Origin of the sequence: Oceanithermus desulfurans (assembly GCF_014201675.1) — a bacterium.
Classification (GTDB): Bacteria; Deinococcota; Deinococci; order Deinococcales; family Marinithermaceae; genus Oceanithermus; species Oceanithermus desulfurans.
Genome location: NZ_JACHEZ010000001.1, coordinates 12493 through 29572, shown reverse-complemented (window position 1 = coordinate 29572; position 17080 = coordinate 12493). Strand labels below are relative to the sequence as shown.

23 protein-coding genes are annotated in these 17080 nt (G+C 71.2%); 9 read left to right on the top strand and 14 right to left on the bottom strand.

Features of this window, described 5'->3' with window-relative positions:
• Positions 1-29 precede the first annotated feature (29 nt).
• The 4 genes from HNQ05_RS00255 to HNQ05_RS00240 all read left to right on the top strand — a co-directional run bounded on the left by HNQ05_RS00255 (position 30) and on the right by HNQ05_RS00240 (position 3682).
• Positions 30-764: a class I SAM-dependent DNA methyltransferase gene (locus HNQ05_RS00255; protein WP_147147839.1), complete on the top strand. Its 735-nt coding sequence runs from the start codon at positions 30-32 to the stop codon at positions 762-764.
• Between the two features lie 9 nt (positions 765-773).
• Positions 774-1406, top strand: coding sequence for a PAQR family membrane homeostasis protein TrhA (gene trhA, locus HNQ05_RS00250; RefSeq protein ID WP_147147842.1), 633 nt, complete (start codon positions 774-776; stop codon positions 1404-1406).
• 118 nt (positions 1407-1524) lie between these two features.
• Positions 1525-2199, top strand: coding sequence for a response regulator transcription factor (locus HNQ05_RS00245; protein ID WP_041554805.1), 675 nt, complete (start codon positions 1525-1527; stop codon positions 2197-2199).
• Positions 2200-2245: 46 nt separating this feature from the next.
• Positions 2246-3682: a sensor histidine kinase gene (locus HNQ05_RS00240; RefSeq protein WP_147147844.1), complete on the top strand. Its 1437-nt coding sequence runs from the start codon at positions 2246-2248 to the stop codon at positions 3680-3682.
• On the opposite strand, the gene HNQ05_RS00235 is transcribed toward HNQ05_RS00240, so the two are convergent.
• The 7 genes from HNQ05_RS00235 to HNQ05_RS00205 all read right to left on the bottom strand — a co-directional run bounded on the left by HNQ05_RS00235 (position 3633) and on the right by HNQ05_RS00205 (position 8337).
• Positions 3633-4001 (bottom strand): DUF2089 domain-containing protein, encoded by a 369-nt coding sequence (locus tag HNQ05_RS00235; RefSeq protein WP_147147917.1) that lies wholly within the window; start codon positions 3999-4001, stop codon positions 3633-3635. The genes HNQ05_RS00240 and HNQ05_RS00235 overlap by 50 nt on opposite strands.
• 8 nt (positions 4002-4009) lie before the next feature.
• Complete coding sequence (locus HNQ05_RS00230; RefSeq protein ID WP_147147846.1) at positions 4010-4312, bottom strand: hypothetical protein; 303 nt, start codon at positions 4310-4312, stop codon at positions 4010-4012.
• Positions 4309-4680, bottom strand: coding sequence for an SHOCT-like domain-containing protein (locus tag HNQ05_RS00225; protein WP_147147848.1), 372 nt, complete (start codon positions 4678-4680; stop codon positions 4309-4311). Before HNQ05_RS00225 ends, HNQ05_RS00230 begins: the two co-directional genes overlap by 4 nt.
• Positions 4677-5411: an SHOCT-like domain-containing protein gene (locus HNQ05_RS00220; protein ID WP_147147850.1), complete on the bottom strand. Its 735-nt coding sequence runs from the start codon at positions 5409-5411 to the stop codon at positions 4677-4679. Before HNQ05_RS00220 ends, HNQ05_RS00225 begins: the two co-directional genes overlap by 4 nt.
• A 240-nt stretch (positions 5412-5651) precedes the next feature.
• Complete coding sequence (gene ccsA / locus HNQ05_RS00215) at positions 5652-6395, bottom strand: cytochrome c biogenesis protein CcsA (RefSeq protein ID WP_147147852.1); 744 nt, start codon at positions 6393-6395, stop codon at positions 5652-5654.
• 1 nt (position 6396) lies between these two features.
• Positions 6397-7590, bottom strand: coding sequence for a glutamyl-tRNA reductase (hemA, locus tag HNQ05_RS00210; RefSeq protein WP_147147854.1), 1194 nt, complete (start codon positions 7588-7590; stop codon positions 6397-6399).
• 36 nt (positions 7591-7626) lie between these two features.
• Complete coding sequence (locus HNQ05_RS00205; RefSeq protein ID WP_147147856.1) at positions 7627-8337, bottom strand: uroporphyrinogen-III synthase; 711 nt, start codon at positions 8335-8337, stop codon at positions 7627-7629.
• Between the two features lie 36 nt (positions 8338-8373).
• Between HNQ05_RS00205 and hemW the strand changes: the two genes are divergently transcribed.
• On the top strand, positions 8374-9507 hold the full coding sequence (gene hemW / locus HNQ05_RS00200; RefSeq protein ID WP_147147859.1) for a radical SAM family heme chaperone HemW: 1134 nt from the start codon (positions 8374-8376) through the stop codon (positions 9505-9507).
• Here hemW and HNQ05_RS00195 read toward each other — a convergent pair.
• From HNQ05_RS00195 to HNQ05_RS00185, 3 genes are read right to left on the bottom strand one after another with little or no spacing between them, the layout of a single operon-like run.
• Entirely contained in the window at positions 9483-10553 is a 1071-nt protein-coding gene (locus HNQ05_RS00195) for a mechanosensitive ion channel family protein (RefSeq protein WP_147147861.1), read from the bottom strand. The genes hemW and HNQ05_RS00195 overlap by 25 nt on opposite strands.
• A gap of 24 nt (positions 10554-10577) precedes the next feature.
• Complete coding sequence (locus HNQ05_RS00190) at positions 10578-11126, bottom strand: class I SAM-dependent methyltransferase (RefSeq protein ID WP_147147863.1); 549 nt, start codon at positions 11124-11126, stop codon at positions 10578-10580.
• 4 nt (positions 11127-11130) lie between these two features.
• Positions 11131-12087, bottom strand: a complete 957-nt coding sequence (locus tag HNQ05_RS00185; protein ID WP_147147865.1) for an alpha/beta hydrolase — start codon at positions 12085-12087, stop codon at positions 11131-11133.
• 70 nt (positions 12088-12157) lie between these two features.
• Between HNQ05_RS00185 and HNQ05_RS00180 the strand changes: the two genes are divergently transcribed.
• The 4 genes from HNQ05_RS00180 (at position 12158) to HNQ05_RS00165 (ending at position 14612) form a co-directional block, all read left to right on the top strand.
• Positions 12158-12625 (top strand): redoxin domain-containing protein, encoded by a 468-nt coding sequence (locus HNQ05_RS00180; protein ID WP_147147867.1) that lies wholly within the window; start codon positions 12158-12160, stop codon positions 12623-12625.
• Between the two features lie 39 nt (positions 12626-12664).
• Complete coding sequence (locus HNQ05_RS00175; protein ID WP_147147869.1) at positions 12665-13696, top strand: zinc-binding dehydrogenase; 1032 nt, start codon at positions 12665-12667, stop codon at positions 13694-13696.
• 61 nt (positions 13697-13757) lie between these two features.
• The gene (locus tag HNQ05_RS00170; RefSeq protein ID WP_147147871.1) at positions 13758-13967 is read left to right on the top strand and encodes a YgaP family membrane protein; all 210 of its coding nucleotides are present in this window, start codon (positions 13758-13760) and stop codon (positions 13965-13967) included.
• Between the two features lie 75 nt (positions 13968-14042).
• The gene (locus HNQ05_RS00165) at positions 14043-14612 is read left to right on the top strand and encodes a LabA-like NYN domain-containing protein (RefSeq protein WP_147147872.1); all 570 of its coding nucleotides are present in this window, start codon (positions 14043-14045) and stop codon (positions 14610-14612) included.
• Between the two features lie 59 nt (positions 14613-14671).
• Here HNQ05_RS00165 and rplQ read toward each other — a convergent pair whose 3' ends face one another.
• From rplQ to rpsK, 4 genes are read right to left on the bottom strand one after another with little or no spacing between them, the layout of a single operon-like run.
• Positions 14672-15028, bottom strand: a complete 357-nt coding sequence (rplQ, locus tag HNQ05_RS00160; RefSeq protein ID WP_147147874.1) for a 50S ribosomal protein L17 — start codon at positions 15026-15028, stop codon at positions 14672-14674.
• 3 nt (positions 15029-15031) lie between these two features.
• Entirely contained in the window at positions 15032-16000 is a 969-nt protein-coding gene (locus tag HNQ05_RS00155; RefSeq protein WP_147147876.1) for a DNA-directed RNA polymerase subunit alpha, read from the bottom strand.
• An 11-nt stretch (positions 16001-16011) separates the two neighbouring features.
• On the bottom strand, positions 16012-16641 hold the full coding sequence (gene rpsD, locus HNQ05_RS00150; protein WP_147147878.1) for a 30S ribosomal protein S4: 630 nt from the start codon (positions 16639-16641) through the stop codon (positions 16012-16014).
• A gap of 13 nt (positions 16642-16654) precedes the next feature.
• Positions 16655-17050 carry a 30S ribosomal protein S11 gene (gene rpsK, locus HNQ05_RS00145; protein ID WP_013458225.1) on the bottom strand — a complete coding sequence of 132 codons (396 nt, stop codon included), beginning with the start codon at positions 17048-17050 and terminating at the stop codon, positions 16655-16657.
• Between the last annotated feature and the right edge of the window lie 30 nt (positions 17051-17080).

Below are 17080 nucleotides of genomic sequence, written 5' to 3'. Positions count from 1 at the left end.
TTCCATTGTACCGCCGTAGACTGGGGAGCGTGGAGCCGCACCCGCCGTTTTCGATCCTCGCCCGCGTCTACGACCGCCTCATGGAAGACGTCCCCTACGAGGGCTGGGCGCGTTTCGTGCTCGCGGTGCTGGGGGGCGAGGGCTGCTTCCCTCGCAGCGTGCTCGAGCTGGGAGCGGGGACGGGCAGCGCCCTCGAACCCTTCGTGGCCCGCGGCCTCGAGGCCGCGGGGGTGGACGTCTCCGAGGCCATGCTCGCCCGCGCCCGCGCCAAGCTGCCGGGGGTGTGGTTCCAACGGGCCGACGTGCGCGGCTTCGACCTGGGACGCCGCTTCGACCTCGTCTACTCCGCCTTCGACAGCCTCAACAACCTCACCGAACCCGCGGACCTGGAGGCGGCCTTCCGCACCGCCCTGCGGCACCTCCACCCCGGGGGATGGCTCGCCGCCGACCTGAACACCCCCGAAGGCCTGCGCGAGCTCTGGCGTGAGGAGGCCTGGGAAGAAGACGGGGTACGGCTCGTCTACGGCTACGACGCCGCGACCCGGCTGGGCCGGCTCGAGGCCTGGGTCGAGGGCGAGGTGGAGGTGCACCTGGAGCGGGGCTACGAGCCGGACGAGGTCCGGGCGATGCTGGAGGCGCTGGGCTTCGACCCCGTCTTCGCCCTCACCTATCCCGACGGCCGCGAACCCGACCTGCTGGCCGACCGCTTCTGGGTCTTCGCCCGCGCCCCCGAGGCTCACCCAGCTCAAGCGGACCCGGCGTAGCCTGGAGGGGTGAAGACCCCGCGCGAACCCGTCAACACCTACACCCACGCCGCCGGCGCGCTGCTGGCCCTCGCCGGTCTGGGCTGGCTCGTCGCCCTGGCCTGGCCCGATCCCCGGCTGGTGGCGGGGGCCGTCGTCTTCGGCGTGACCATGTTCCTGATGTACACCGCCAGCGCCGGCTACCACGCCGCTCGGCTGGGGGAGCGCGGCCTCGCCTGGCTGCGCAAGCTCGACCACGCGGCCATCTTCCTCTTCATCGCGGGGTCGTACACCCCGGTGCTGCTCACCCGCCTCGACGGGGTCGCGCGCTGGGGCTGGCTCGGCCTCGTCTGGGGGCTGGCGGCGCTCGGCATCGCCCTCAAGCTCTGGAAGATGACCGCGCCCCGCTGGCTCTCGACCCTCTCCTACCTGGGCCTGGGCTGGCTCGCGGTCTTCCTGGTACCCCAGCTGCAGCTGCCGCCGGCGGCCCTGGGCTGGCTGATCGCCAGCGGCGCCCTCTACTCGCTGGGCGCGCTGGTCTACGCGCTCAAGCGGCCCAACTTCCGCGGCTTCGGTTTTCATGAGCTGTGGCACCTCTTCGTGCTCGGGGGCAGCGCCACGATGTTCGCCGCCGTCTGGGTTTTGTTCGCCGCCAGCAGCTAGCCCGCCGGCTTGACGATTTTCATAAATGAGTGTATTCTTAAGATATACGCCACTTTCTCATGAGAAAGTAGGCTATACCTAAACCATGATGGAACACGACTACGAAGCCAGCGAACACATGGACGGACCGCTGATCCTCATCGTCGAAGACGAAAAGGACATCGCCCGCTTCATCGAGCTCGAGCTCCAGGCCGAGGGTTACCGCACCGAGGTGGCCTACGACGGCATCACCGGCCTCTCCAAGTTCCGCGAGACCAGCCCCAACCTGGTCATCCTCGACCTGATGCTCCCGGTCATGGACGGCCTCGAGGTGGCGCGGCGCATCCGCAAGACCTCGAACATCCCCATCCTCATCCTCACCGCCAAGGACGCCGTCACCGACAAGGTCGAGGGCCTCGACGCCGGCGCCGACGACTACCTGGTCAAGCCCTTCTCCATCGAGGAGCTGCTCGCCCGGGTGCGCGCCCACCTGCGCCGGGTCACCCCAGCGATCACCGGCGAGATCCGCGTCGCCGACCTGATCATCAACCTGGAGGGGCGCGAGGTCTTCCGCGGCGGTCGGCGCATCGAGCTTTCCAACAAGGAGTTCGAGCTGCTCGAGCTGCTGGCCCGCAGCCCCGGCAAGGTCTTCAGCCGCTTCGAGATCGAGGAGAAGGTCTGGCCCGGCTACCAGGGCGGCTCCAACGTGGTCGACGTCTACATCGGCTACCTGCGCAAGAAGCTGGAGGCCGAGGGCGAGCGGCGGCTGATCCACACCGTGCGCGGCGTCGGCTACGTGCTGCGCGAAGACTGAACCCCGCACCCCGAGGAAAGGTGGCGAGCGGCCCCGGCCCATACCCGTGAACCTGCGCACCCGCATCACCCTGCTCACGCTGCTGGTGCTCTCCCTGTCGCTGCTCGTCATCGGGGCCAGCGTCTACGCGCTGCTGCAGCGCTACCTCTACCAGACCCTGCGCGCCGAGCTGCAGGACGCGATGGCGCAGGTCATCCAGCAGTACGAGATCGAGTTCAGCATCGGCTCGCGCTCCGGGGTGCTGGGCAAGGTGCTGCCGCCCTCGGTCTACGGCGAGATCGACCTGCTCATCCCCAGCCACCCGACGCCGGAGTCGTTCACCAACGAGGTGATCGTGGCGACGAGCCGCACCCTGGGGCAGCGCCTCCTCCTCACCCCCAACGACTATGCCCAGCTGCTGCAGAAGGGCGAGGTCTGGGCCACCGCCCAGCTGCCGCAGGGCGAGCGGCCGCCGCTAAGGCTGCTCGTCTACGGCGTCCTCGTCAAGGCGCCGACGGCGCCTTTGAACCTGGAAACCTGGGTGGCCATCTTCGTGGCCAAGCCGCTGCGGCCGCTGGAGTCCACCCTAGCCGAGCTCTCGCGGGTCTTCCTCTTTACCTCGATCTTCGTCCTCACCCTGGGGGGCGTGCTCACCTACCTGCTGGTGGCGCGCACCCTGGAGCCGCTCGAAGCCATCGCCCAGAAGGCCGAGGAGGTGAGCATCAAGGGGCGCACCCGCCTGCCCGAACCCGAGACCCACGACGAGGTCTCGGCGCTGGCGCGGGCGCTCAACCGCATGCTCGAGCGCCTGGAGCACGCCTTCCAGACGCAGAGCCGCTTCCTCGCCGACGCCTCCCACGAGCTGCGCACCCCGATCACCGCGATCCTGGGCCACGTCGGCTACCTGCTCAGGCGCACTCCGGTCAACGAGGTCCAACGCGAGAGCCTGGAGACGATCCGGCGCGAGGGCGAGCGCATGACCAAGCTCGTCACCGACCTGCTCGAGCTGGCGGGCAGCGAGGGCGGCTGGCGCTTCGAGGTGCGGCCCGTCGAGCTGCGCGGGCTGCTGCAGGAGATCGCCAGCGAGTACGCCCCCACCTTCGAGGGCGAGATCGTCCTCGAAGCTCCCGAAGAGGTCTGGGTGGAGGGCGACGACGAGCGCCTGCACCAGGTCTTCGCCAACCTGATCGCCAACGCCGTCAAGGCGGGGGCGACCCGCATCACCCTGCGCGTCCGGCAACCGCCGGGCCGCGTGATCGTGCAGGTCAGCGACAACGGCCCCGGCATTCCGCCCGAGCACCTGCCCCACCTCTTCGAGCGCTTCTACCGGGTGGACAAGGCGCGCGACCGCGCTGCCGGCGGCTCGGGCCTGGGGCTGGCCATCGTCAAGGCCATCGTCGAGGCTCTGGGCGGCGAGGTTTGGGTGGAGTCGCAGGTGGGCGAGGGCACCACCTTCAGTGTTTCTTTAAAGCACGCAGCAGCTCCGCCGCCTCATCTGCGCTGATCTCGCCCTTCTCCAGCTGCTCGAGCACCCGCGCCCGCTCCACGGGCACGTCGGACCCGGCTTCCTCCTCGTAACCAAGGACCCGCAGCAGCGTCTCGAAGCGCGCCCGCACCGTGGGGTAGCTGACGCCGAGGATCCGCTCCATCTCCTTGAGGTTGCCCCGGGTCTTGACGAAGAGGCGCAGGATCTCCAGCTGCTCCGGGGGCAGCGCGGCGAACTCGTTGACGGCGAAGCGCCCCTCGATACGGGTCTGGCAGCTGGGGCAGGCCAGGCCCGTCACCTCCAGGCGCGCGTGGCAGACGGGGCATTCGTAGGGCATGAGCGGTTTCACAGCAAGCCTCCTACACGTATCACGACGTAAGCGTCACGGTTCTTCACTTCCACCAGGGGCTCCGCCGGCGACAGTTCGGTCAAGCCCAGCCTGGACGGTTCGAAAAGGCGGCGCCAGCCGCCCCTCCGGCCCAGGCGCCGCTCGTTCCACCAAGCCGCCAGGGCGAGCACGAAGGCCAGCGGGGTCTCGAAGGGCTCGAGCAGCAGCACGAGCCGGATGCGCGGCGCTCCCCTGGCGCGCACCTCCAGGTGCAGCCAGCGGGGCTGGCGGCGGCGTAGACGTTCGAGCAGGGCGTTCATACCACCTCGATGAGCACCTCGGTGCCGTCCGGATCGTGGACTTCCACCAGCTTCCCTTCGGGAACCCCGCTCCCCAGCGAAGCGAGGAACTCGTCAAGGTCGAAGCCGGCCTCGACGATCTGCGCCCGTTGCTCCTCGGGCACGAACTTGAGGGCGAAGCGCGCCAGCGCCAGCGGCAGGTTGACCTTCACCACCGTACCGTCCTCCCCGTCGTGGACGTAGATCCGCAGCAGCCGGGCGGGCCCGCTGCGGGGCTCGGGCGCTGCAGACGGGGTTTCTTCGAGCGCGCTCAGAAGCGACTCGGCCTCCTCCGCGGTCAGCTGGCCTTCGGCCAGCAGGTTCAAGATGCGCTTGCGTTCTTCGTTCACGGCAGCTTCACCTCCACGTCCCCCATGCCGACGGACACTTTGAGCTCTCCCCGCCCCTCGCCCACGGTGCCGCTGTAGCTGACCGAGGGGCCTTTGCCTTCATGCTGCAGCCGGCCGGAAACCTTGACCTCGCCCAGGCTCGCGTTCACCTTGAGCCGCAGGTCGCTTTCCGGTTCGAGCGTCAGCCGCACCTTGCCCATCCCCAGCTGCACCCGGTGGCGGTCTTCCACGACGCGAACCCGCCCCTCCACCTCGCCCTGACCCAGCCGCACGTCCAGCGCGTCGCTGCGGTCGAAGCGGAGCCGGCCCTGGCCCAGCTGCACCCTGAGCGCCGGCAGCGCGCCCTGGATGCGAACCTCGCCCTGGCCCAGCTGCAGCTCCAGCGCCAGCCCCGGGGGCAGGGCCAGGCGCAGCGCTTTGCGGGAATCCAGCAGGTTGAAGGCGCCGAAGAACTTCCGGCGGCCGCCGCCGGCGCTGAGCTTCCAGTCGGAGCCGTCGGCCTCGAGCCGCGCTTCCAGCCCGCCGTCCTCCTCGATCACGGGCGCGTCCAGGTCCGCACGCACCCGCACCCGCAGGTCGGCGCGTTCGATCCGCGCCCGCAGCCAGCCTTTGCCGACGACGGGAGCGGGCCCCGCGCTCTCCCCCTCCAGCGCCTCGAGCAGGCGGCCGGCTTCGTCGGGGTCGATCTTGCCCTCTTCGAGCAGCTTGGCGATGCGCAGGTACTCATCCATGGGCGCCTCCCAGCCTTTTCGCTCCCCGAACGGTCCGGGGGCGGGCCTCGCCTCGCGTCTGCGGCTCCGGCGTCGCTTCAGGTCGGGTGCGCCGGGCCGCCGCCGCCTCGCGGCGCAGCTCCCGCACGCGGGCCGCGAGAATCGTGGGGTCTTGCCAAGGAACCGGAGCCAGCATCTTGACCTCCTTGGCCTGATTGTAAACCTCTGTTTTATGATTTGTCAAGCTATGATTTACATATGCTAAACGGGGTGGCGACCGCCCCAGTACGGGGCCACGAAGAAGACGAAGACCAAGGCGGCGTAGGCCGCCCACCACAGCAGCACCCGGCCGCCGCTGACGCGGCCCGGGCGGTGCTCGAGCAGCAGCAGCGTGAAGAGCGCCCAGGTCACCAGCGTGGCCAGCTCCTTTACGTCGGGGGCGACCGGGCTCCCCCACAGCCGCCAGGCCCAGGCCATCCCCGTGAGCACGCCCACCGTGTAAAGGACGTAACCGGCCCGCAGGTAGGGGCCCTCGAGCCGCGCCAGGCCGACGAGCGGCGGCGCCGAGAGCGAGCGCCAGGGCGCGGACCTGAGCCGGCGGTGCTGGGCCCAGCCCGCCACTGCCGCCAGGAAGGCGACGGTCAGGCTGACGTAGGCGAGGGTGAGGACCCCCGCGTGGAACACCACCAGCGACCAGGGCAGCGGCCCGCTGGTGGTGCCCACGAAACGCAGCGAGAGCAACGCGAAGAAGAGCGCGGTGGCGTAGGCGTACCGCACCCAGGTGCGCCAGCGGGGCCGGTTGGCGTAGCCGCGGGCCACCCCCACGAGCCCGATGACGAGCAGCATCGCCGCCTCGAACGAGGAACCCAGCACCTGTCCGGTGGTGACCGCGTGCCAGACGGCCGCCGCGAAGAAGAATCCCAGCGACCAGCCCGAGCGCCGCTCGTCCCAGACCAGCGAGGCCAGGAGTACGAGCGCCCCCAGGCCGGCCAGGGCGGCGGTCACGCTAGCCCTCCAGCATCCGCTCGAGCCGCGGGCCCAGCTTGGGATCCTTGGCCATCCGGATCAGGGGGTGGGCGGTCTTGCCGACGAGCCGCCGCACCAGCCGTTCCAGCTCCTCCTCCCGCGCCGCGCCGCCGAGGGCGGCTTCGAGCTCCCGGCGCAGACCGTCTTCGATCCAGGCCTTGAGCCGCTGGATCCGGTCGGCGGCGACGTGGCCTGCGTACCACTCCATCCAGCCGGCGAGCTCGTCGGCCACGATGCGCTCCACCCGGGGCAGTTCGCCCGCGCGCGCCGCGCGGTTCTTCTCGGCCACGGTCTCCAGGTCGTCGAGGTTGTAGAGGTAGGCGCCGGGCAGCCGCGCCACCGCCGGCTCCACGTTGCGCGGCAGGGCGATGTCGATGAGGAAGAGCGGCTGGGTGCGCCTCTCCAGCACCTCGCGCACCCGCGACTGGCGCACCACGTAGTGGGGGGCGGCCGCGGAGGCGATGACGATGTCGGCCCAGGCCAGCGCCTCGGCCACGTGCTCCATGCCGCAGGCCCGGCCGCCGTAGCGTCCGGCGAGCTTCTCCGCGTTCTCGGGGGTTCGGTTCAGCACCCAGACCTCGCGGGCGCCGTAGTGGGCCAGGTGCTCGAGCACCCGCTCGGCCATCTCGCCGGCGCCCAGGACCAGGGCCCGCAGGCCCGCCAGGTCCCCGAAGACGGCGCGGGCGAGGTCCACCGCGGCGTAGGCCACGCTGGTGGCGCCGCGGCCGATCGCGGTCTCGGCGCGGGCCCGCTTGCCGGCGGCGATCGCCGTCTGGAACGCCTGTTCGCTGATGGGGCCGGTCGTGCCGGCCTGGCGCGCGGCGAAGAGGCCGCTTTTCACCTGACCCAGGATCTGCGCCTCCCCGACCACCAGGCTGTCGAGCCCGGCGGCGACGCGGAAGAGGTGCCGGAGCGCCGCCAGACCGCGGTGGCGGTAGGCGTAGTCGGTGTAGTGGCCCAGATGGTCGCGGTAGATCTCGAGCGCCGGACGCCGCGGACGCACCAGGTAGACCTCGGTGCGGTTGCAGGTCGAGACGACCACGGCCTCGTCGGCTTCGTCGGCCAGCTCCTCAAGCAGCGCCGCAAGGCGCGCACCGGAAACCGCCACGCATTCACGCACCCCGATGGGTGCGGTCTTGTGGCTGATTCCGACGAGCTCCAGCGGCGGTTCCACGACGCCCTCCCAAGCGGCAGTTTACCCCAAACCGCCTCAGGGCAGGTGTCCCTTTTCTTCGTACAAGTCGCGAATCCGTTCGGCCCAGCCCCGGACCCCGGGTTGCCGCGGCCAGACCACGCGGGCGAAGCCGGCGGCCCGCGCCGCCTCCGCCGTCACGCGGCCGATCGCGGCCAGCGGAGGACGGGCCGCGGTGGCGCGCGCCCAGGCCGCTACCGCCGAGGGCGAGGCGAGCGCCGCGACGGCGGCGGCCTCGAGCCGCGCGACCTCCTCCGGCGCGAGCGCCCGGGGGCGGGTGGTGTAGGCGTCGAGCCGCCGCACCCGAAAGCCCCGCGCTTCCAGGATGCGGCCCAGCTCCTTTCCGGCCCGGCTCGAGGTGGGCCAGAGCAGGGGGCCGGGCTCCGGCAGGCTCTCGGCCAGCGCCCGGCCGTAGGCCTCGGGGGCGGTGAAGCCGGGTTCGAGCCCCGCGCGCTCGAGCGCGCGGGCCGTTCCCCCGCCCAGCGCCGCCACCCGCAGCGGCGGCCGCCCCGCCGTCTCCCAGGCGCGGGCAAGGAAGCGGGCCGCGGTGGGCGAGGTCACGGCCACCCAGGACCAGCCCTCGCCCAGCGCGCCGGCGAGGGCGGGGAAGTCGGGCCCGGGCGCGTGCTCCACCAGGGGCACGCTGGCGTGGGGTACCCCGAAGGCGTCGAGGAGGCGGGCGAGCTCGCGGTCCTTCTCGGGGGAGCGGGTGAGGACGACGCCTTCCACCCCCTCATCCTAGCGCCGCATACAATGAGACCGCCGATGCGCCACCTCTACCTGCACGTCCCCTTCTGCCCCACCCTCTGCCCTTATTGCGACTTCCACGTCGTGCGCCGGGGACCGGGTCTGGTGGAACGCTACCTGGAGCGGCTGGCGGCCGAGGCCGCCGAACTGCACGCCCGCCGCCCGGGGGAGCTGACCACCCTCTACCTGGGCGGGGGGACGCCCAGCTACCTGCGCGACCGCGAGCTGGAGCGGCTCTTCGCCGCCCTGCCCTGGCCGCTCGCGCCCGGCGCCGAGGTGACCCTCGAGGCCAACCCCGGCACCCTCTCCCCCGCCCGCCTGGAGCAGCTGCGCAGCCTGGGGGTGAACCGAATCTCGCTGGGGGTGCAGAGCTTCCAGGACCCGGTGCTCGCGCGGCTGGGCCGCGCCCACAAGGGCCGGGGAGCGCTCCGGGCCGCGGAGGAGGCGCTGGCGGCGGGCTTTCGGGTCTCGTTGGACCTGATCCTGGGGCTGCCCGTCCAGGACGTGGCCGCCGACCTGGAGACCGCGGCGGCGCTGGGGGTGGGCCACGTCTCCGCCTACACGCTGCAGGTCGAGGCCGGCACACCCTTCGCCCTGGCGGGGCTGGAGCCCGACCCCGACCGCGAAGCCGAGGCCTTCGAGCTCGCCCGCGAGGTTCTGGGCCGCGCCGGGCTCGCACGTTACGAGGTGAGCAACTTCGCCCGCCCCGGCGAGGAGGCGCGCCACAACCTCGCCTACTGGCGCATGGCGGAATGGGGCGGGCTGGGGCCCGCGGCCAGCGCCCACTTCCACACCCCCGCGGGGCCGGGCGTGGCCGAGCGCCGCACCAACCCGCCGCTGCCCCGCTGGGCCGCGGGCGAGCCGCCCCTGCGCGAGGTGATCGGCCCGCTCGAGCACGCCAAGGAAAGCCTGATGATGGGCCTGCGCCTGCGCGAAGGGGTGGACCTGGCCGGTCTGGCCCGCCGCAGCGGCCTCGCGGAACTCGGCCGCGTCCTCGCCCCGGCGGCGGAGCGGCTGGCGGCCGGGGGGCTGCTCGAGCGCGCCCGCGCGCGGCTGCGGCCCACCGAGGCCGGCCTCGACCGGCTGCACGCGGCGCTGCTGCCGCTATGGGAGGCGCTGGAGGCGGCCTACCCGTCGGACGGTGCCTCCTGAACCACCCGCAGCGGTTCGGGGAACCAGACGGTGCGCTGCGGAAAGGGGATCTCGAAACCGGCTTCGTCCAGGGCGATCTTCGCCGCCTCCGTCAGCTCGGCGGCCACGACCGGATAGTTGGGGATCTCGCGCTCGGGGATCCAGACGACGAGGGTAAAGTCGACGCTGTTGTCGCCGAGTCCCGTGACGAGCACCGCAGGCGCGGGGTCTTTGAGCAGCTTGGAGTGCGCGGCCACCACGGCCTCGAGCGCCTGCCGCACCTCGCGGGTGTCGTGGCGGTAGGCCACGCCCACGGGGATGCGCAGCCTGAGCGGACCGCCCGCCGAGAGGTTCTTGATCTCGCCCCCGGCCACGACGGCGTTGGGGATGGCGACGCTCTCGTTGTCGGGGGTGCGCAGCCGGGTGGTGCGCAGCGTCAGCCCCTCGACCTGGCCGTACTCGCCGCCGATCTGCACCCAGTCACCGATCTTAAAGGGGCGGTCCATCAGCAGGATGATGCCGGCGATGAAGTTGGAGAAGGTGTCCTGCGCCGCCAGCCCCACGGCCAGGCCGAGCACGCCCAGAGCCCCGATCACCGGGGCGATCTGGGCCCCCGCCACCATGTAGGCGGCCCAGATGACGAGCAGCGTCAGCGTCACGTAGCGCAGCAGCAGCACCAGGTTGGGGTCGAAGCCGCGGCGCACCAGCCGGCCCTCGATCAGCGCCTCGAGCCCCACCCAGACCAGGTAGACGAAGAGCAGCTTGGCCACGGCGCGCGCCGCTTGCTGCGGGTCGCCGAGGCCGAAGACGGCCACGGCGAAGACGAGCGCCGCGCCCCAGAAGACCAGGTCCCAACCGCCCGCCAGCCGGCGGCGCACCCGCGGCGCGAGCCGGCGCGCCGCCCGCAGGGTGAAGGCCTTGCCCAGCCAGGCAAAGGCCCAGGCGAGGACGACCAGACCCACCCAGGCGGCCGCCTGGTAGCCGCGCTCGCCCCAGCCCGCGGTCTCGGGGCCCGCCCCGCTGACGCGATCGAGGGCGTCGCGCATGTGCGACCAGATTTTGTTCATGTTGCGAAGTATACCGCGTGCGCCTCAGCTCCGGCGCCAGACCGCCCAGCTGCGGTAGGCCAGCCCCTGCCAGCCCTCCCCCGCCGCCAGCAGCTCGAGCCCCCCGGGGGGCCGCATCAGCTCACCCGGCTCCCAGTAGTGCGGGCTGTCGGGCCGCCCCCGGCGCAGCGCCTCGCTGCGGTTGAAGCCCTCGACGAGGACCAGACCCCCGGGTTTGAGCCGCGGCGCCAGCCGCTTCATCAGCGGCCGGCTGACGAAGTAGCTGACGACCACACCCGTGAAGGGCCCGGGGGGAAGGTCGTCGGGCGCGGCCTCGAGGTCGGCCACCAGGGCGTGCACCGCGGCCCGCCGCCGCTGCGCCATGGCGCGCACCCGCTCGACGGCGACCGGGCTCTTCTCCAGCAGGAAGACGCGGTGCCCCCGGCAGGCCAGGAAGAAGGCGTTGCGTCCGGTTCCGCCCGCGAGGTCGAGCACCTCCCCTTCCGGCAGCAGAAAGCCGTAGGCCCGCACCACGAAGGCGGGGTCGAAGGCTTCGGGGCTGCCCTGGTAGTAGGCGTCCCAGTCGCGCGGCACGGCCCTATCTTACGTCAAGGTCGGCGCCGAACAGATCCACCAGCCCCTCCTCCAGGCCGATCCGCCAGGTCGTCCAGTTGTGGCCGCCGGGGAACTCGCGGTACTCGTGCGCCGCTCCCCGCTCCGCCAACACCGCCGCGAAGCGGCGCGCCGGCGCCAGCAGCCACTCGAGCCAGCCCGCCTGCAGCAGGACCCGCTCCGGCAGGCGCGCGGCCTCGGCGTAGCGCTCCCTCAGCCATTCGGGGTCGCGGCGGGCGTCGCGCCCTCCGGGGACGGCCAGCAGCGCCGGGGACTGGGCGCCGACCCGGGGGAAGACGTCGGGGTGCTCGAGCCCCAACCACAGCGCCGCGAGCCCGCCCAGGCTCGCCCCCCATGCCCCCCAGGGCCCCCCGGGACCGAACGCCACCTCGACCGCCGGCAGCACCTCGTCGAGCAGGTGCCGCTCGAGCGCGGGGTCGAAGCGGTACTCGCGCTCGCGGTCTTCAGGCTCGCTGAAGACGAGCCGCAACGGTACGATCCGCCCCTCGCGCCAAAGCGCCTCGGCGGCGTGCGCCAGCCGGCCGATGCGGTGGTAGGCCACCCCGTCGAAGACGAGCAGCGTGGCCGCCGGACCCGCCGGGGGCTGGTAGACGACGATCCGGCGCCCCCCGGTGCGCAGCGGGCGCACCCTTCCCAGCAGCGTCTTGGGGTACGAAGGCGGATGTAGGGCGCCGGGCAGGCGCACGACGCGCGCGTAGGGGCGCCAGGGGTTCTGCGCCGTCTCGGGGTTGTCGGGGTCGGCCAGCGGCGCTCCGGAGGCGTCCAGGAACGCGTACTCCAGGATCGCCCCCCGCGGCAGCTCGAGCTCGACGGGGCCGCGCAGGGGCCAGGGGTCGTGGGTCCAGTCGGTCACGTCGGCCACGAAGGCCACCGCGCCCGCGGGCGGGGTGATCACGACGCGGCGGCCCCGGACCTCGACCATCCCCCGTATTCTGCCACGCGTCACCTTTGCTGCGGCCCACCGGAGTAGGCTGGAACGCGGAGGGATCGAGATGAGCGTAAACGTAGGCGACCCCATACCCCAGGCCACCGTGTTCACCAAGGACCTCGAGCCCGTCGACCTCGCCGCGTACGGCCGCGGCCGGCCGCTGGTGATCCTCTTCTTCCCCGGATCGTTCACCTCGGTCTGCGAAAAGGAGCTCTGCACCTTCCGCGACAGCATGGCCGCCTACAACGAGGTCGGCGCCCAGGTCGTGGGCCTCAGCGTCGACACCCCGTTCTGCCAGGCGGCCTTCGCAGAGAAGAACCGTATCGACTACCCGCTGCTCTCCGACTTCAACAAGGAGGCCATCCGCGCCTTCGGGGTGGTGCTGCCCGAACTCAAGGGGCTGCGGGAGCTGGCGCAGCGCGCCGCCTTCGTGGCGGACGCCGAGGGGAAGATCCGCTGGGCCTGGATCGCCGAGAATCCGGGTCAGGAGCCGCCCTACGACGAGGTCGCGGCGGCCGTCCGCGCCCTCTAGACCCCACGCCCCGCCGCCGCGGGGCGTTATGCTGAACCCATGCAAGCCGTGGTCATGAACGCCCGCGGCGGGCCCGAGGTGCTCCGCCCCGCCGCGCTGCCCGACCCCGAACCGGGGCCGGGCGAGGTGCGCGTACGCGTGCGCGCGGTCGCGCTCAACCACCTCGACGTCTGGGTGCGCAAGGGGGCGGCCTCGCCCGAGCTGCCGCTGCCGCACGTCCTGGGCTCCGACGTCAGCGGCGTGGTGGACGCCGTGGGGCCGGGCGTGGAGGAAGACCTGACCGGCCGTGAAGTCGTGCTGAACCCCGGCCTCTCCTGCGGCCGCTGCGAGGCCTGCCTGGCGGGGCGCGACAACCTCTGCCCCGAATACAGGATCCTCGGCGAACACGTCTGGGGCGGCTACGCCGAGTACGTGGTCGTTCCCCGGGCCAACCTGCTCCCCAAGCCCGAAAACCTGAGCTTCGAGGAGGCCGCGGCGGTGCCGCTCGTCTTCCTCACCGCCTGGCAGATGGTCGTGGACAAGCTGCAGGTGCGCCCGGGCGAGTGGCTGCTCGTGATGGCCGCGGGCTCGGGGGTCGGCAGCGCGGCGCTGCAGATCGGGCGGCTCTTCGGCGCCCGGGTGCTCGCCGCCGCGGGCAGCGAGGAGAAGCTGGCGCAGGCCCGGGCGCTGGGGGCCGAGGCGACGGTGAACTACCGCGAGCCCGGCTGGCACCGGCGGGTGCGCCAGCTTACCGGCGGGGGCGCGCACGCGGTGGCCGACCACACCGGCGCCGACTTCTGGGAGGGCGTCCTCAAGGCCACCCGCAACGGAGGCCGGATCGCGCTCGTCGGCGCCTCCTCCGGCTACCTGGCCCAGACCCCGCTGGCCCACGTCTTCTACCGCCAGCTCACGATCTACGGCTCGACGATGGGCTCGAAGGCGCGCCTCTTCGAGGTGCTGCGCCACGTCGAGGCGGGAGCGCTGCGTCCGGTGGTGGGCCGGGTGCTGCCGCTGGCGGAGGCGGCGCGCGGTCACGAACTCCTGGAAGACCGCGCCGTCTTCGGTAAGGTGGTGCTCCGGGTCGGCGGCTAAACGTGAGCGCGTCGCTGCAGCCGCGGGGGCGGTCTGCTAGGCTTGAAGAGGAGGTGACATCATGGGCTGCAACGTTGGGAAGGGAGATCAGATCTTCCGTTTCGTGCTCGGTGTGGTGCTGCTCCTCGCCTACTTCGTGGGCTGGATCGCCGGTACCTGGGGTACGGTCGCGCTCATCGTCGGCATCATCCTGGTGGTCACGGCCGCTTTCCGCTTCTGCCCGCTCTACCGCCTGCTCGGGGTCAACACCTGCGAGCCGCAGAAGGGCTGAGGCCCGCACGTCCGGAAACGGCGCGGGCCCGCCCGCGCCGTTTCGTTTGCGGGGCGCATAGAGTATGATGGGCGCGTGGATAGATTGGCTTTGTTTATTGACGGCTCGTTCGTGTACAACTGCGCCAAGCGGATGGGCTGGAACGTGGACCACCGCAAGGTGATCGAGCACTTTCCCTCCGGGTTCGCGCTCTTCAACGCCTTCTACTACGCCCCGATCACCGACTGGAACGACGAACGACAGCAAAAGTTCCTGGACGCCCTGATCTTCATGGGCTACTCGGTGCGCTCGCGCGAGGTGCGCGGCGAGGCGCCCAGCTTCGAAGCCCACATCGCCACCGACCTGCTCATCACCGCGCCCCGCTGGGACGTGGCGCTCCTGGCCAGCGGCGCGGCGCAGCTGGTCCCGGCCGTGGAGGCCGTGCGCACGATGGGCAAGGAGGTGCACTTGCTGGGCATCCCCGAGCTCGTGGACCTCGACATCCGCAGCGCCACCGACCGCTTCATCGACCTCAAGGAGTACCGGGAGCTGCTGGAGCGCGAAGGAGGCGGGCGCCGCGTCTTCCCCGACGTGACCCAGGAGCTCGCCAACACGGAAAACGCCAGCGCCGAAGCCTCCGAAGAGACCCGAACCGAAGAGGGCTAGCCCGCCGCAAACAACGAACGCCGCCCGAGGGGCGGCGTTCGTTGCGTACGCCGGCGGCGCTACTCGACGAGTTCGATGATGCAGAGCTGGGTGCCGTCCCCGCGCCGGCGCTCGGCCAGCTTGAGGATGCGGGTGTAGCCGCCACTGCGCTCGGCGAAGCGGGGCGCGATGTCGTCGAAGAGGCGGCGCACCACGTCGAGGTCGTGAATCTCACGGATCACCTGACGGCGGGCGGAGAGGTCGCCGCGCTTGGCCTTGGTGATCAGCGGCTCGACGAAGCGGCGCAGCTCCTTGGCCTTGGGAACCGTCGTGCGGATGCGCCCGTGGCGCAGCAGCTCCGTGGCCATGTTGCGGAACATCGCCTTGCGGTGATCGCTGAAGCGGCCCAGTTTACGTCCGGTCTTCATGTGGCGCATGGCTTACTCCTTTAACGCGAGACCGAGCGCGGCGAGGCGCTCCTTGATCTCTTCCACGCTGCGCTCACCGATGCCCGGTACCTTCTTGAGCTCGCGCTCGGTGAGCGCGGTCAGGTTGGCGACCGAGTCGATGCCCTCCTCGCGGAGGTTGTGCAGCACACGGGTCGAAAGGCCCAGATCCTCGAGCGCGACGCCCTGGCGGCCGGGCTCGGCCGCGGCCTCTTCCGGCTCGGCCGGCGCCGCTTCGGGTGCCTGCGCCTCCGCCGCCTCGGGCTCAGGGGCGGCCTGCGGCGCGAGCTGGTCGAAGTAGCCCAGCTGCCCGCGCAGGATCTCGACCGCCTGCGCCAGAGCGGCGTCGGGGGTGACCGAGCCGTCCGTCCAGATGCGCAGGATCAGCTTGTCCAGGTCGGTGCGCTGGCCCAGTCGGGTGTCCTCGACGTGGAAGGCCACGCGCTTGATCGGCGAGAAGAGGGCGTCGACGGGGATCGAGTTGATGCGGTCCTTGATGCCGTGCTTCTCGGCCGCGACGTAGCCCACGCCCTCGTCGACGCGGACTTCCATGACCAGCTTGGCGTCCTCGCCCAAGGTGGCGATGTAGAGGTCGGGGTTGACCAGTTCGGCGCTGGAGGGCACGACCAGGTCGCGGGCGTAGACCTCACCCGGCCCCTCGGCGCGCAGCAGCAGCGTCTTGGAACCGGGCTCGTGGAACTTGACGATCAGCTCCTTGAGGTTGAGGACGATCTGGACCACGTCCTCCTTGATGCCGGGCAGGGTCGCGAACTCGTGCAGCGCGTCTTCGATGTAGACGCTCGTGACCGCGGTACCGGGAATCGAGGACATCAGGATGCGGCGCAGCGGGTTGCCCAGGGTGACGCCGAAGCCGCGCTCCAGGGGCTCGAGCACGAACTCGCCGTAGTTCCCCTCGACGCGCGAGGTCAGTACCGGGGCTTTCGCCGTTAAGGTTTCCAACAAGACCGCCTCCTTTACCTCGAGTAGTACTCGATGACCAGCTGCTCGTTGACGGGCAGGGCCAGGTCCTCACGCTCGGGCAGGCGCAGGAACTTGCCCACCATCTTCTCGGGGTCGAACTCCAGCCAGGGCCCGGTCTTGCGGCCCTTGGCCGCCTCCGCGTTGGCCTGGATGGCGCCGATCTTCTTGCCCGCCTCGGTCACGGCGATCACGTCGCCGGGGCGCACCCGGTAGCTGGGCACGGTGACCTTGCGGTCGTTGACGGCGATGTGGCCGTGCCGCACCAGCTGGCGCGCCTGCTTGCGGCTGCTGGCGATGCCCAGACGGTAGACGACGTTGTCGAGACGGCTCTCCAGCAGGCGCAGGAAGACCGTACCGGTCACGCCCTTCTTCTTCGAGGCCTCCTCGAAGAGGTTGCGGAACTGCTTCTCGCTGATGCCGTAGATCCGGCGCATCTTCTGCTTCTCGCGCAGGCGCACCGCGTAGTCGCTGGGGCGGCGGGCGCGGCGCTGACCGTGCTGCCCCGGCGCGTAGGGCCGGCGCTCGATCGCGCACTTGGGGCTGTAGCAACGGTCGCCCTTGAGGTAGAGTTTTACGCCTTCACGGCGGCAAAGCCGGCAAACAGGACCAATGTATCTGCCCATGGTTCAGCTCCTCCTACGCCCGCTTCTTCTTGCGGGGACGGCATCCGTTGTGGGGGACCGGAGTATCGTCGACGATGGACCGCACCTGCAGCCCGCTGGCCTGAAGGGCGCGGATCGCCTGCTCGCGTCCGGCGCCGGTACCCCGAACCACGACGTCGACCTGGGTCATGCCGAAGTTCTGCGCCTTCTTGGCGGCGTCCATCGCGGCCAGCTGCGCGGCGTAGGGGGTGCCTTTACGGCTGCCCTTGTAACCGATCACGCCACCCGAGGACCAGGTTACGGGGTTCCCGTCCAGGTCGGTGATCGTGATGATCGTGTTGTTGTAGGTCGCGTGGATGAACGCCTTCCCGTGCGCGACCTGCTTCTTGACCTTTTTTCGCGTCGTTCTCGTTTTCTTAGCCTTGGCCATACTCTCCTCCTTGGAGTATCAACTGGCCCT